The following is a 13,531-nucleotide window of genomic DNA, read 5'->3' as shown; positions in this document are numbered from 1 at the left end:
GAGAATGGCTTACTTTTTTGTCTACAAAACAAATTAAATTTGCGATTCCAGTCAGAAAAGATATGCTAATTCGTATTACAAATGCTTTACAATCTAAACCAGTTGGTAAGAGTTTTGATTATGTAAAAGCCCTTGAATACATTGAAGTTAAGGGTATGTTATGGGATCATGCAGTAACATTATCGGCTTATAGAAATGATAAAAATGAGCTTATGGCTTTGTGTACACGCCGCGAGATGGATGTCAGCATTTTTGCTTTATATAAATTTCGTTGGTCAATTGAACGGTTGTTTAAACATCTCAAAAGCGGTGGTTTTGATATTGAAAAAAGCCATATAACAAACCCAGATAGATTCGTAAAATTAGTTACAGTTTGTGCTATTGCATCAGCTTTAATAATAAAAAATGGACTAATACAACATGAGATACAACCCATAAAAATTAGAACCGCTAAAACTAATCCAAAACGTTTAGTATCATTTTTTACATACGGATTAGATCATTTAAGAAACTGCCTGAAACAAGCAAGTAGCATAGCAAAGTCAGTATTAAAAAGAATTTTGGAATATGACTCAATTACTGTTTTTGATCGCTACTTCTCTACATTGTTACAAAAATTGTAGGGTACTATGGATCTCAGGATACAGTCTGTGAGACAAGATCCCGAGGTCAAGCCACGGGATGACAGACAGGAATCTATAATGTTTTAACTGCTTCATAAAATATAGGTAACCATTTATCTGGATCATTGCCGTGTTTCTCTCTAATTTGATCGAGCAATATTACAGTCTCAACTCTACCAGATAAAACACTGATTATGTTATCCATGCCATCTAAGCTAACCTTTGCAACTACGGCATCTATTCCTTGTTTTATTAAAAAATAACGTGTAGTAGGGTCGGTAGTTTTAATTAAAATATATTCTCGCTGACTTAACATAAATGCACTACGATAAATATCCGTAGCTTTCAAATTAGGTAAAAAAATCTGCGTAGCTGTTTGTTGAATCAACGTATCACTAATTCTACTTTTTGCGGCATCTTCAACACTCTGCGTAGCAAATATAACAAAAGTATTTAATTTTCTCAACACTTTTAACCAATCTTTGATCTTAGGTGCAAATACCGGATTATCGATTAAAGCCCATGCTTCATCAAGCACTATCATAGTTTTCTGTCCATCTAAAGAGATATTAATACGATGGAAAATATATAACAATACCGGTGCAAGGCTTATAGGATCTTTAAGTAATTCAGTCATATCAAAACCGAATACCCTTGCTTTTTGTAAATCAATATCATCCATTTCATTGTCAAATATCTTAGCGTGTGAACCTTTACCGACCCACATTGCAATCCTACTTGCCAAACTATTTGGTGTATCAATACCAAGAAATGCTATAACATTACTAAGCTTTCTGTCTTTTTTTTCTAATCTAAAATTACCGCTTACCGCTTGAGATAAGATTTTATTATCTTGTGCAGTTAAACTTTCACCGTTAGAAGTTACAAGCACGCGAAGCCACTCTAAAATAAACGTTCTATTCTCACTAGTATCTTCAAGCTGTAAAGGGTTAAAGTTGCATTTTAAACCCGGATCAATTACTGTATAAACTCCGTTTAAAGCACGTATAAATATTTCTGCTCCTCGATCTTTATCAAAAAAGAACATACGAGGTTTGAATTTTTGTGCTTCCGCACATAAGAAATTCATAAGAACTGTTTTACCGGTACCGGTTGGACCGATAATTAGAGTATGTCCAACATCCCTTACATGGAAATTAAAATAAAACGGCGTACCTGAAGTAGTATCAAGTACTGTGACATATTCTCCCCAATGGTATCTCTAATTTTACCGAGCGGATAATTATGTTGTGAGGCAAAGCTAGCCATATTAAGAGTATTTATAGTGGATTTACGCACTATATAATCCATATTTCCCGGCAACTGTCCCCAATAGCTAGGTTCCGTGTTAACTTTTTCTCTAACCGGCTGAATTCCTGAATTAGAAAGCTCAACTGCTGCCATTGACAATATATCTTCCAAAGCTTTAATATTATTTGCGGAACATAAAAGCGATAAATGATGCTCACCGAAACCGATATCACCGCTAGTGGCCATATCAAGGGCCGTATTAATTTCAGCAATTTGTGAAGTAGCCTTATCACCAGATTGTATCATTCTATTTTGCTGTAATTGCATTTTACCGATCGCTATTGTTCTATTAGCAAAGATAAAGCTTTGAGTCATGACAAATTCAAAAGGCATTTGCAGGAATCCGTCAAAAATTCCTGCCGAAGTATTAGGACCGTATTCAAGTATACTGATCATTCCGGCATATTTCTTGCCAAGCGGACTTCTTGCTTCAATAGTACGAGAATCAAAAAATAAGCGATGAGTTGGTAAATATTCGTCAATAGTACCACGCGGTAATGCTATAGGACCTGGTGAATCGCCGCAATTGATTAAAGATGAAAGGAATTCTAAAATTTCACAATAACTACCTGACTGCGTTTGACAAACTCCAAGTAATCTTGCTCCATAACTTCTGAATGTATTAACCACTCTAGTTGACATTTCTTGAAGATTTTCTTTCATCTCTTTCATGTCATTTTCCCAAGCGGTTTTATTAGATTTTTGTCTAAGCTTCTTTAGAAAATACTCAACTATAGCAGCACCGTCGGTATCAGGCTTATATAAAATACTAACATATAATTCATTAAAAAACGACCTAGCACCCGCATGTTTCTTACGCCATTCTGCACCTAAATAAGTAATAAAATCATTAGGGACTTTTACAGTAGGATCATAAGTAAATTCCGTATCGTCAAATATTACTGCTTTACGTCTTCTAATAGTATGGAAATACATAACGATATTTCCCGAAGCAATATTTTTAAGTAAGGCATTTCTGATATTCTTTTTAATGTCTAGATCTTCATCATCAGCAGTTTCAAAAGAAAATCCGTTTATTTTAATAACTTGTAATAAAGAATTATCTTTCGTTAAAATAGTATTACTATCCCAATGACATTTATAAGGAATAAAATGCGAAGTGGGTCTTTCTTGTTTAGACCTTAATTCTTTAGCTACTCTAGTTCTAAATAACTTCATTACCTCACCTGATTTAACTATTTTGATTTATTTTGTCAGTTATACCTCTTTTTATGTCATTCCCGCATAGATACCAAGTCGTCATTGCGAGCAGCCGTAGACTGCGTGGCAATCCAGAAAAAATAATAAAAAATTCTGTAAATCAGAATTTTTAACTGGATTGCTTCGTCAAAACTTGCAGTTTTTCCTCGCAATGATGACTTGGTATCCACGCGGGAATAACATAAAACTCAAATATTATACGAATTTGCTCCGTAGTAAAATTTATTAGGACATTGGCTAGTTCTTGATATTTTATTTAAATATAGCTCTATGAATCTCGGTTCTTTAAAACATATAATATAAGCTACCAAATGCAAAGCAGCTGCAACGAACAAAATCATAATACCGTTATTCCAAATAAATACTATCATCGTCATTATCATATTTAATGCAGCAAACTTAATACTTACTCCAAATATCATCGGCGGTCTAGTTAACCCTACAAATAAAAGATCGGATGCTAATGCTCCTGCCATAAAAAACCTCTATTAATTTATATTAATATCAAACATAGTTGACAATATTGAATTCGGTGCTTCACTATTCACAAAATGTACGTAACCGTTATTTACGTAACCGTTATTATTTTCAAGTGCATTAACTGCTATCTTAATTAATTCTTCTTCGATGAAATTATTACTATCATCTAACATTGATTTCAACAAGTTAATATCTCGTATTTCTATATTATACGGTAACGTCTCGGATACCTGCAATATCTCATATGGCAATATTAAATGTTCCGCACTTAATGCAGAAGCAATTGTTGCTACCGTTAAGTTAACATTTAATAAATGTGTTTTCTCCTGATCGTCGCTTGCAAACGGTGCTATCACGGGTATAATATTATTATCTTCAAAATTTAATAAAATTTCCGGATTAATCATAATAGGCTCACTCAAAAAACCAATATTTATAACATCATGATTTACAATTTTTCGGTGAGATAATTTTGATTTTTTTGCTTGCAGTAAATTAGCATCCTTACCTGAAATACCAACTGCATAACAACCTATACTACTTAACTTTGTTACTATAAGCTTGTTAACGTAACTGGATAAAATTTCCATAATAATAGGATCATTTAGAGAACTATAGTCGCTTATTTTACTAATTTTTTTACTAAAATTTTCATCTATTTGTGATATTAAAGACGAACTTCGTAAATCAATATGATCATGTACTATATATATTTAGCACCGCACATCTCAAGCAATCTAACAGATTCAAAAAAAGCCGTAAATAATTTATCGTCAATAATAATAGTAGCAGGTAATTTTAGAACTATTACTTGACTCTTCAGCTCACTACTACACTTTATTATATTCTTAATTATAGCAATGTTATTTAATGAAGAAACACTATCTACCTCTTTATTTTTGAGGTTTGATGCATTTTGCCAAACTAGCTTTAAGTTCTCTTACACCTTCTTTACTCCTACTACTTACATACATAACATTACATGAGTAGTTTAAAGTTGCAAGAAAATTCTGTGCTTCATCGTTAAGGTTTTTATGATCCGTAACTTTATCCGATTTTGTGAAAATAATTTGAAATTCTCTTTTATTTGCAAGTAATAGCTCAGCTACTTTCTTATCGTTTTCTTTTATACCCCTTCTTGAATCAATCAATAAGTTAACTAACCTTAAATTATGACTATTTCGTAAATAATAACTAATTAACACTTCCCACTGCTCTTTGACTGATATAGGAACATTAGCAAAACCATAGCCGGGAAGATCAACTATAATAAGTTTATCTGCAAGGTTAAAGAAATTGATTTGCCTAGTACGCCCCGGAGTATTAGAAACTTTAGCAAGATTTTTATTATTACATATCATGTTTATTAGTCTTGATTTGCCGACATTTGACTTACCGACAAAAGCAATTTCCGGCAATGAAAAATTGGGGATTTGATTTATATTCATAACACCGGCTACAAATTTAGCTTGATGACGAAAAAGCTTACTGCCATCAGTCGATTTTGTAGGCACTATTTTCTGAGTAGTCATAATTTGCTTTCGTATTGGATGTAATTAGGCATTGCACGCGTGAATACCGAGTCGTCATTGCAAGCGGGCATTGTTGCGTGGTTCAATTTCACCTCTGGTCATCCCGTGGTCAAGCCACGGGGGGTGGACACAGTGGGTTTTACTGGTCCACGCAACAATGCCTTGCGAGCGACTAAAAGGATTGTGGCAATCCAGCAAAATAATAAAAAAAATTCTGTAAATCAGAATTTTTGACTAAATTGCTTCGTCGAATTACTACGTAATTCTTCTCGCAATGACAGGAAAACCAAACCATGCAACAACACTGAGTTAGGAATGGCATCAGCAGACTTCAATAACGCTATAAGTGAGCTAGAATGACATTAAAAATATGGTAGCGGGGGCTGGATTTGAACCAACGACCTTCAGGTTATGAGCCTGACGAGCTACCAAGCTGCTCCACCCCGCAATAATTGAGAATTGACGATTTATCTGTGTTATATTTTGACTTAGTCCAATACTATGTGAATATTGTTAGTGTCATTCTTGCGTAGATACCGAGTAGTCGTAGACTGCACGGCAATTCAGAAAAAATAATAAAAAAAATTCTGTAAATCAGAATTTTTGACTAAATTGCTTCGTCGAATTACTACGTAATTCTTCTCGCAATGACGATTTGTTATCCACAAACAAAGCCTAGCTAGCTTCTTTCTCACTACCGAAAGAAAGACCTGAGAATCTTTTATTGAAATCACTAACACTTTTGTTCGATTGATTTACTACATTTCCGGAATCTTTATTCCATGCCGGATGCTTTCTAAAATCAACATCCATTAAAATTTCACCTGTAGGATGAGTAGACATTGTTTCAAAAACATCGATTCCTACTTTAATCAAAAACTTTTTATATTCTGGATGTATACCGCTTTTCATAATGATTTTGCCGTTTTAGTCTGAATTATTTTTTTCTTAATAGCTCTAGCGTTACTTGATAAAACATTATCATCGGCTTTTAGAATATATGCATCAAAACCGCCAGCTTTTTCCACTGAACTAATACATCTAGCATTAACCGATAACCTATATTCCCCGGCTGTTATATCACTTGTAAACTTAACTGACCTTAAATTAGGCTCAAAACGTCTTCTAGTTTTACGTTGAGAATGTGATACGTTATTGCCGTATAAAACACCCACACCTGTGAGTTCGCATTTACGAGACATAAGCTAAATACCTTAAAACTTATAAATATACAATAGGTAAAAAATATAAAGTAATACTCCCCTAGTGTCAAGAGATAATTATGGTCCATTTAGTGAAGAAATAAAGATAGGTACGATATATTTATATGTAAAATAGGCACAAGCCAAGCCTAACATAGTACCGATAACGATTATACGGAATTTTGCAGGACTAAAAATTAAAATAACTATTCCAAGAATAATTACTATTTTTATTATATCGTCTGTCGTATAAGAGCTAGAATTTATAGCATAAACATTTAGGTTTATACCTAGAAATATTACTATACATAATAAGTTCTTAAACATTTTATACCTCTATAGGACCGGTAGTTAATCCATTTATAAATTGTTTTAAATAAGGATTATCACTATTACGCATTTCATCTTTACTACCGTACCATTTAATTTTTCCTTGATAAATCATAGCTACTTCTTTAGCTATTTTTTCGGCACTAATCATATCATGAGTTATAGTAATCGTAGTTGCCCCTAACTCTTCTTGGATTTTTATAATTAATTCATTGATAACATTTGCCATTATAGGATCAAGCCCTGTGGTCGGTTCATCAAGGAATAAAATCGACGGTGTACTACAAATAGCCCTAGCAAGGGCTACTCTTTTTTGCATTCCTCCCGATAATTCGGAAGGGTAAAGATCGAGTATTCTAGGGGACAAACCGACAGAATTAAGCTTTGCACCGGCAAGGTCGTTTTTTTCTTTCTTAGATAATTTTTTAGTCTCAAAAGTAATATTATCACGTATATTTAAGGAGTCAAATAATGCTCCACCTTGGAATAAAAAACCTATACCGTCCATAATCTCAAATTTTTGTTTACTTGAGATATCTTGGATTTCTACATTATCAATAAAAATTTTACCTTTATCAGGTTTAATCAGTCCTACTATATTTTTAATTAGAACGGATTTGCCGCTACCGGAACCACCTAAAATAACTAATAAACTGCCCCTTTTTACATCCAAATCTATTCCGTCTAACACCTTATGATTAGCAAATGATTTATATAATGACCGAATTTTAATTTTAAATTCTTCTTTTTCACTCATATTTGTACTTTAAAAAATAATTCGGTTATTAAATAATTACTGATTAAGATAAGGATAGAAGAATTTACTACTGCCGAGGTAGTAGCTCTTCCAACTCCCTTAGCCCCTTTACCTGAATAATAGCCGCTATAGCAACTTATTATAGAAATAATAAATCCAAAAACTCCCGCTTTAACAAGACCGGAAATTACGTCAATCGGCTCCAAATACTGAAAAGTACTGGTTAAATAAGCTGCACTATTAAAATCAAGTTTATATACCCCTACCAAATAACCGCCCATAACACCAATTATATCCCCGATTAAAACAAGACAAGGCATTGTAATAATAGCTGCTATTACTCTTGGAAAAACTAAATATTTAATAGGATCGGTAGATAAAGTATATAAAGCATCTACCTGCTCTGTTACTCTCATTGTTGCTATTTCGGCGGCGATTGATGCCCCGACTCTTCCCGCTACCATTAGTCCGGCTAAGACAGGTCCAAGCTCTCTAGTCAGCGACAATATTACTACCGTTGCAATGGAACTTTCAGCTGAGAAACGGGAAAAACCAGTATAGCTCTGTAATGCAAGTACCGCCCCTGAGAAGAAAGTTGTCATCGCAACAACCGAAAGCGAGTGAAACCCGATAAATAATAATTGTCTGATGATTAAACTCAAATATAAAGGCGGTCTTATGATACTGCTAACGGCAGCAAAGATAAATAGAGAAAAACTGCCTACACTTTGTGCAAACTTTATAGTACGTTTACCGACCGAATTAGCTATATTTAATAACATTTGTGTATATTTTTTTGTTTTATAATTATTATCTAAATAGTCATTGCGAGCAGCCGTAGGCCTTGTTGCATGGATCGAAAAACCTACTCGATGTCATCCCCGCATAGGCGGGGAATCCAGAAAAATAACTTCAAATATTGATATAGAAGTTACATATTTGATAAAATAAACATATAAAAAACTTGTTTTTTATATGTTTTACTGGATTCCCGCCTACGCGGGAATGACATAAAGCGATCCATGCAACAAAGCCGCAGCCGTAGGCTGCGTGTCAATCTCATGAAATAATAACAAATTCCTGAGATTGCTTCGTCAATTACTTCGTAATTTCCGTAGCTCATGGTGCTTACTTATAAATTCTCTTATATCTATTACCGAGACTAGTTAATACCTCATACCCGATAGTACCTATAATACTCGCTACTTTATCGGGCGTGCAATGATTTCCGATAATTTCCGCTTCCTGCCCTAGAAAAATATCGGATGGTGGTAGATCGGTAACATCGATATTTATCAAATCCATCGATATTCGCCCTACTATAGGAACGCTGCAACCGTTAATAAACACCTCGCCTTGATTACTAAAGTTACAGCTATATCCATCGGCATAACCAAGCGGTAACGTTGCAATGACACTATCACGCTTAGTTGTAAAAGTCATATTATAACCGATATGGCTATCTAGTGTCAAATTCTGTAAGTGGATTATAGGAGCTTTTAAGTTTACAGGATTTTTCATTACAGGGTTAAGACCGTATAAGGCTGCCCCCGGTCTTGCTAAATCAAAATGGTAATCCTGTCCTAAAAATATGCCGCCGGAATTAGCAAGGCTTGCTTTAACGTTTGGAAAATATCGTAAATAAGCTTTAAATCTGTTTAATTGTTCTAGATTATAAGAATTATCTATTTTCTCGGATATAGCTAGATGGCTTATAATATATTGTAAATCTAGCCCTTTTAATAAATCACGATTATTAATTAACTGCTCTATTTCATCATGAGTTAATCCAAGGCGATTAATCCCTGTGTTAAAATGTAAATAACAAGGCAATAATCGGTTTTTCAAATTACTAAATTTTTGCCAAATTTCTATTTGTTTTAAGTTATTTAGAACAGGTGTTAAATTATATTCTATCAGCTCTAAAGCATCATGTTCAAAAACGCCGTTAAGCACTAAAATATTAACATCTACTCCTAAAGCTTTGCGTAAATTCACTCCCTCTTCACTTGAGGCCACAAAAAAATGCCTACAATTTTCTTCTATTAAAGCTTTAGAAATTTGTACTGCTCCAAGACCGTAACCGTTAGCTTTAACGGCAGCACCGACTAATGAGGTTTTGCAAATATCTTGTAATAAAAGGTAATTATTTTTTATTGCAGATAGATTTATTTCTAGAGTACATAAACTCATAATATATTTCTTAACTCTTTTACGATGATAGGCAACACAGGTATTATATGAAATTTTATAGATAAGTCATTTGTTTCTATAGTATCCGTGATAAAAATATTCTCTAATAGACCTCTTGCATAACAAAGCTAATAGAGAGGAATTTGTAGAAAACACGGAACGCAGCACCGCAGCGTACACTTTAGTATGTGAGGATGCGAGTACCGGATTGACGTACAAATTCCTCTCTATTAGCTTTGTTATGCAAGAGGTCTATTATCGAATTTTTAGAACCAGCAGAAAGCACTGCATGAGTTATAAAAGCACTAACAACCGATAAAGCCGAATGTTCTTTTAAAAATCTCGCTGCTTTTACTATTGTTTCACCGCTATCTATAAATATCATCCTGTTATTGATATCATCTCACAATTATTATTTATATCCCTTTCTTTGTTTATATAAGCTGAATCTATATTTAACGCGAGTTTCGTATTAAGATGCCTAAATTATGGTTAATGAATATGCTATAATGCTTATCCTTTCAAGGTTTGTAAGAGGTGTGACAAGTTTTACAATTTAATAGTTATAGTCAAAAAAAGACAATTTACTAAAAATTTATGCAGTTTTAAGTACATTTTATAACAAAAACAATATTACTAATATCCTCATAACCCAGTTACTATCAGCTATTCAGTTCCTCTATTAATACGAAACTCGCGTTTTTTAATTTCCTGAAATATCCCTTCTTTGCCAAATATCTCAGATGGATCACTTTGTGATAGTATTTCTGATACTACTTTTTCTATAGTCGGATTTGATACTTTGCTCTTATTTTTCATATTAGCCTCATGTAAGTTGTTTTAATTAATTTTATTCTTAACTATTTTTATAACTTACACAAACTTTCTGACACCCTCAGATATTGTTCTAATAATATCTTTCCTGTAGAAACARGATACTAAATCGTCATTGCGAGCAGCCGTAGGCTGCGTGGCAATCTCATGAAATAATAACAAACTCTTGAGATTGCTTCGTCAAATTACTTTGTAATTCCTCGCAATGACGGAAAAACCGATATCCACGCAGCAATGCCTCCTCGCCTTGTGAATTCCTTGCTCTTTTTGAAGTTTATCTTCGTCTGCTATTCTTCATTTCACATCAGTATACTCATAATTCCCTAACCGGTTTTAGTATTAACTTTTTGTTACTAAAGATATTAATTTTAGAAAAGAAATTACTTTTTGGCTTTTTAAAATCACGTTTATAATTTTCACCGGTGACAGCATTATAGCTAGTAATCAGAGAAGGTATAACCTTGTTATAATATATTTTATAAAGGTCATGCATAGTTTCTTTGGTAGTTAAACACCCCCATTTTACGGCTTGTTGCGGTACTCTAGCAAGTGCCTCAATACAGGCTACAGCTTCTTCAATTTCAGGGTTTTTATTTTTATACACGTAAGCATTTGGCGATAAATTAGCTTGCATATCTTTAAACATAGCCTCAATCATTAATGCCATATATTTATCGGTTTTAAATTTTTTTACAAATATTAGGTTATTCCTACTGCTATAATTTAAAAGCCGAAATTTATATATAAAAATCATGAATTTTATAGCATAAACTTTTAAGCCGCTAACTTTATTTACATTATAAAATTTAAGTTTCGTTTCATAATCTAATTGCTTTTTCATACCTGCTTTAAGGAGCTTAGCCAGCAAATTATGACAATGTATTATATCATTTTTTCTAGCAATTCGTACTTTATCGGCAGCTTTAGTACCGGAAAAATTAGCTGAATGGCGAGTTATTTGCCGTCCCCTATCATCTCTTTTTATATCGGCAAAATGCCCAAGTTCTTGAGCCGCGATAATCTGAAGTCTTGCTGCCGCAGCAAAACCGTTGCCGTAAGTCGGATGATCTTTATTGTTTTCAGCAAAAGGATTACCGCCGCATGAAACAAAAATAGCCACGTCCTTACCGTTAGTGCTTTGCATACCGCTATTACCGCCTACCCGTTGCCAGCTAACCATATCCATCATATCGCCGATATTATGCGAGTAGGTAAGGAATACTTCCGTCTTATTAAAAAGAAGCCATCTTATTACGATTGGATGAGCAGACTGTACAAAAAGACGTGCCAGCATTTCGATTACTTCTTTCTTAACCAGCTGTAGCTTTTGTATTTGCTTTTTTAAATTGTCGAAAATTGATTTTATTTTTTGATCTGAAGCAGAGTTTCTGTATAAATTTTGAAAAAGCTTGGTAGTTTCGGGGACTAAATGCGGACTTGTTAGTTCTTCTTTACTAACCATTAAGCTTATATTAAGAGCAGGCTCAGTAAACCTTGCAAAATTGCAGCAATCATCGGTATCTATCCGTAATTTACCGGACTTAATTAATTGCATCGCTAAATGCTCATACTCTATTTCCATGTCCTGCTTATAAATAGCAGGAATACGGTCAAGAATGTGATATATGCTAGTCATTTTATTTGTTTAGTGATTATTATCTTCTACATTACCTGTTGGTAGTACATCATCATTTTCGTCTATATTTAAAGGTAGGACCTCTAAGTTAAATACAAGTTCAGGTTCATTAGATACGTGCTTCGGTTTAGGTTCTTCTTCGAATATAAGGTTTACAACAACATCTACCTTAGGGAATACTGTGTCAAAGCAATCTTTAAAAAATTTATCCGACTATTTTAACTTTATTGCATCTAATGCTTTTTGTCTACCATCTTCATTTTTAATACATATGTTAATTGCCTCTCTCCTAAAAAATAAATGAGGATAATCATTGAAAATTTTTGTAATTAGCTCCGGATGTTTCTCGCTAAAATATTCGAGACATACCTTATTACCATATCTAAATATTTTATATGCTAAGAATAAGACAAAACAACCTTGTTCTTCTTCAGTAAATTTATCAGCAAAATATTTTTGATTAAGAAAATCTTCAACTCCTCTTCTGATGTCGGTTGAAGAAATCGCTATTTTTTTCAAAAGTGGTTTTGAGAAATCAACCGAAAGGCAAGATATCTTTATACTTCGCAGTTGTCTGCTTTTTGCTTTCTCAGTTATTATTTCAGATTCAGGTACTTGCTTTTCCATTTGCCATAAATCATACTCTACATTGCCGGGAGTAGTTTTCTTTATATCATCCCATGAGATGTGCTTAATCCTTCTTTTGTAGTAGTTAAAATTTGATTTAACAACGATTTAGAACTCTTTAATATATCTTCTGCATGATGATACATATAACTAATCAAAGAAATAGCATCTTGAAGTGCTACTTTTTCCATAGGATCATTTCTTTGGTATTATTGGTATCATAACGAAAAAATTTATTTTGCATCGGCAGTTTAGCCGTAAAGAAATTACTGAAATCTGTCTCATCAGTTTTTGTGATTTCCGCACTCCTTAAATTAGCAAAAAGTAAAGCTAATCTCTGTCTTTAGGTTTAGATGTATATAGAGCTGCTTGTCGTAATGAAGCTACTGCCAAAGGGTTTGTTGTTCAGTTATATTATTAGTATACTCTCCCCAACATAAGTAAGTGAAGCCTTTATAATAATAGGTATATAGAAAATCTTTATATTGTTTAATTAAAGTAAATATATTAAGTGCTTTTTTATATTCATTTTTACTTAAAAGCTCTCTTCCTTCAGAGATTAATTGGTCTACTATCTCTTTCATATTCTAATCTATATTAGTTAATTGTTTAAATCATATTTATGACCGCCGTTGATGGAAATAGTCTCGCCTGTTATAAAACCGGCATTTTTATCAACTAAAAATGCTACGGCTCTAGCTATTTCTTCCGGTTGTCCTAGTCTTTTTTGGGGATACTCTTACTACATGACAATTTTTAGAGATGTAAGGACTAAAGGATTGAAT

At 33.3% G+C, this 13,531-nt stretch carries 14 protein-coding genes, 1 tRNA gene and 4 pseudogenes; 1 reads left to right on the top strand and 18 read right to left on the bottom strand.

Annotation, left to right across the window (positions count from 1 at the left end):
- On the top strand, positions 1-623 hold a 623-nt coding region (locus tag REIS_RS02530; protein ID WP_008579696.1), incomplete at its 5' end, for a transposase.
- Between the two features lie 73 nt (positions 624-696).
- On the opposite strand, the pseudogene REIS_RS02525 reads toward REIS_RS02530, so the two are convergent.
- The 18 genes and pseudogenes from REIS_RS02525 to REIS_RS12190 form a co-directional block, all read right to left on the bottom strand.
- A pseudogene (locus REIS_RS02525) lies at positions 697-3,113 on the bottom strand (VirB4 family type IV secretion/conjugal transfer ATPase).
- A gap of 230 nt (positions 3,114-3,343) precedes the next feature.
- A complete protein-coding gene (locus tag REIS_RS02520; protein ID WP_008579695.1) occupies positions 3,344-3,631 on the bottom strand; it encodes a type IV secretion system protein VirB3 in 288 nt (95 codons plus the stop codon).
- A 12-nt stretch (positions 3,632-3,643) separates the two neighbouring features.
- Positions 3,644-4,458: pseudogene (locus REIS_RS02515) on the bottom strand (acetylglutamate kinase).
- A gap of 70 nt (positions 4,459-4,528) precedes the next feature.
- Positions 4,529-5,167, bottom strand: a complete 639-nt coding sequence (gene yihA, locus REIS_RS02510; RefSeq protein WP_008579692.1) for a ribosome biogenesis GTP-binding protein YihA/YsxC — start codon at positions 5,165-5,167, stop codon at positions 4,529-4,531.
- 371 nt (positions 5,168-5,538) lie between these two features.
- Positions 5,539-5,615, bottom strand: a tRNA-Met gene (locus REIS_RS02500).
- Between the two features lie 227 nt (positions 5,616-5,842).
- Entirely contained in the window at positions 5,843-6,079 is a 237-nt protein-coding gene (gene rpmE / locus REIS_RS02495; protein WP_008579690.1) for a 50S ribosomal protein L31, read from the bottom strand.
- Entirely contained in the window at positions 6,076-6,369 is a 294-nt protein-coding gene (rpmB, locus tag REIS_RS02490) for a 50S ribosomal protein L28 (protein WP_004996729.1), read from the bottom strand. The genes rpmE and rpmB overlap by 4 nt, the downstream gene beginning before the upstream one ends.
- Positions 6,370-6,447: 78 nt before the next feature.
- The gene (locus REIS_RS02485) at positions 6,448-6,696 is read right to left on the bottom strand and encodes a DUF5510 family protein (RefSeq protein WP_008579686.1); all 249 of its coding nucleotides are present in this window, start codon (positions 6,694-6,696) and stop codon (positions 6,448-6,450) included.
- Position 6,697: 1 nt separating this feature from the next.
- Positions 6,698-7,456: an ABC transporter ATP-binding protein gene (locus REIS_RS02480; RefSeq protein ID WP_008579685.1), complete on the bottom strand. Its 759-nt coding sequence runs from the start codon at positions 7,454-7,456 to the stop codon at positions 6,698-6,700.
- Complete coding sequence (locus REIS_RS02475) at positions 7,453-8,238, bottom strand: MlaE family ABC transporter permease (protein WP_008579684.1); 786 nt, start codon at positions 8,236-8,238, stop codon at positions 7,453-7,455. Before REIS_RS02475 ends, REIS_RS02480 begins: the two co-directional genes overlap by 4 nt.
- A gap of 346 nt (positions 8,239-8,584) precedes the next feature.
- Positions 8,585-9,649 (bottom strand): alanine racemase, encoded by a 1,065-nt coding sequence (locus tag REIS_RS02470; protein WP_008579683.1) that lies wholly within the window; start codon positions 9,647-9,649, stop codon positions 8,585-8,587.
- 181 nt (positions 9,650-9,830) lie between these two features.
- Positions 9,831-10,034 carry a hypothetical protein gene (locus REIS_RS15465; RefSeq protein WP_008579682.1) on the bottom strand — a complete coding sequence of 68 codons (204 nt, stop codon included), beginning with the start codon at positions 10,032-10,034 and terminating at the stop codon, positions 9,831-9,833.
- A 281-nt stretch (positions 10,035-10,315) separates the two neighbouring features.
- Positions 10,316-10,468: a hypothetical protein gene (locus REIS_RS14850; RefSeq protein WP_008579681.1), complete on the bottom strand. Its 153-nt coding sequence runs from the start codon at positions 10,466-10,468 to the stop codon at positions 10,316-10,318.
- Between the two features lie 328 nt (positions 10,469-10,796).
- Complete coding sequence (locus tag REIS_RS02460; RefSeq protein WP_008579679.1) at positions 10,797-12,119, bottom strand: DUF2748 family protein; 1,323 nt, start codon at positions 12,117-12,119, stop codon at positions 10,797-10,799.
- A 9-nt stretch (positions 12,120-12,128) separates the two neighbouring features.
- Positions 12,129-12,658, bottom strand: a pseudogene (locus REIS_RS15460) (hypothetical protein).
- 129 nt (positions 12,659-12,787) lie between these two features.
- Positions 12,788-12,937, bottom strand: coding sequence for a hypothetical protein (locus REIS_RS15455; RefSeq protein ID WP_008579677.1), 150 nt, complete (start codon positions 12,935-12,937; stop codon positions 12,788-12,790).
- Between the two features lie 192 nt (positions 12,938-13,129).
- Complete coding sequence (locus tag REIS_RS15060) at positions 13,130-13,330, bottom strand: hypothetical protein (RefSeq protein WP_008579676.1); 201 nt, start codon at positions 13,328-13,330, stop codon at positions 13,130-13,132.
- Positions 13,331-13,347: 17 nt separating this feature from the next.
- Positions 13,348-13,479, bottom strand: a pseudogene (locus REIS_RS12190) (SDR family oxidoreductase); the annotation flags it as partial.
- Positions 13,480-13,531: the final 52 nt, after the last annotated feature.

This window comes from Rickettsia endosymbiont of Ixodes scapularis (assembly GCF_000160735.1).
Lineage (GTDB): Bacteria > Pseudomonadota > Alphaproteobacteria > Rickettsiales > Rickettsiaceae > Rickettsia > Rickettsia tamurae.
The sequence above is the reverse complement of the archived record's forward strand: the minus strand, read 5'-3'. Positions and strand labels throughout refer to the sequence as shown.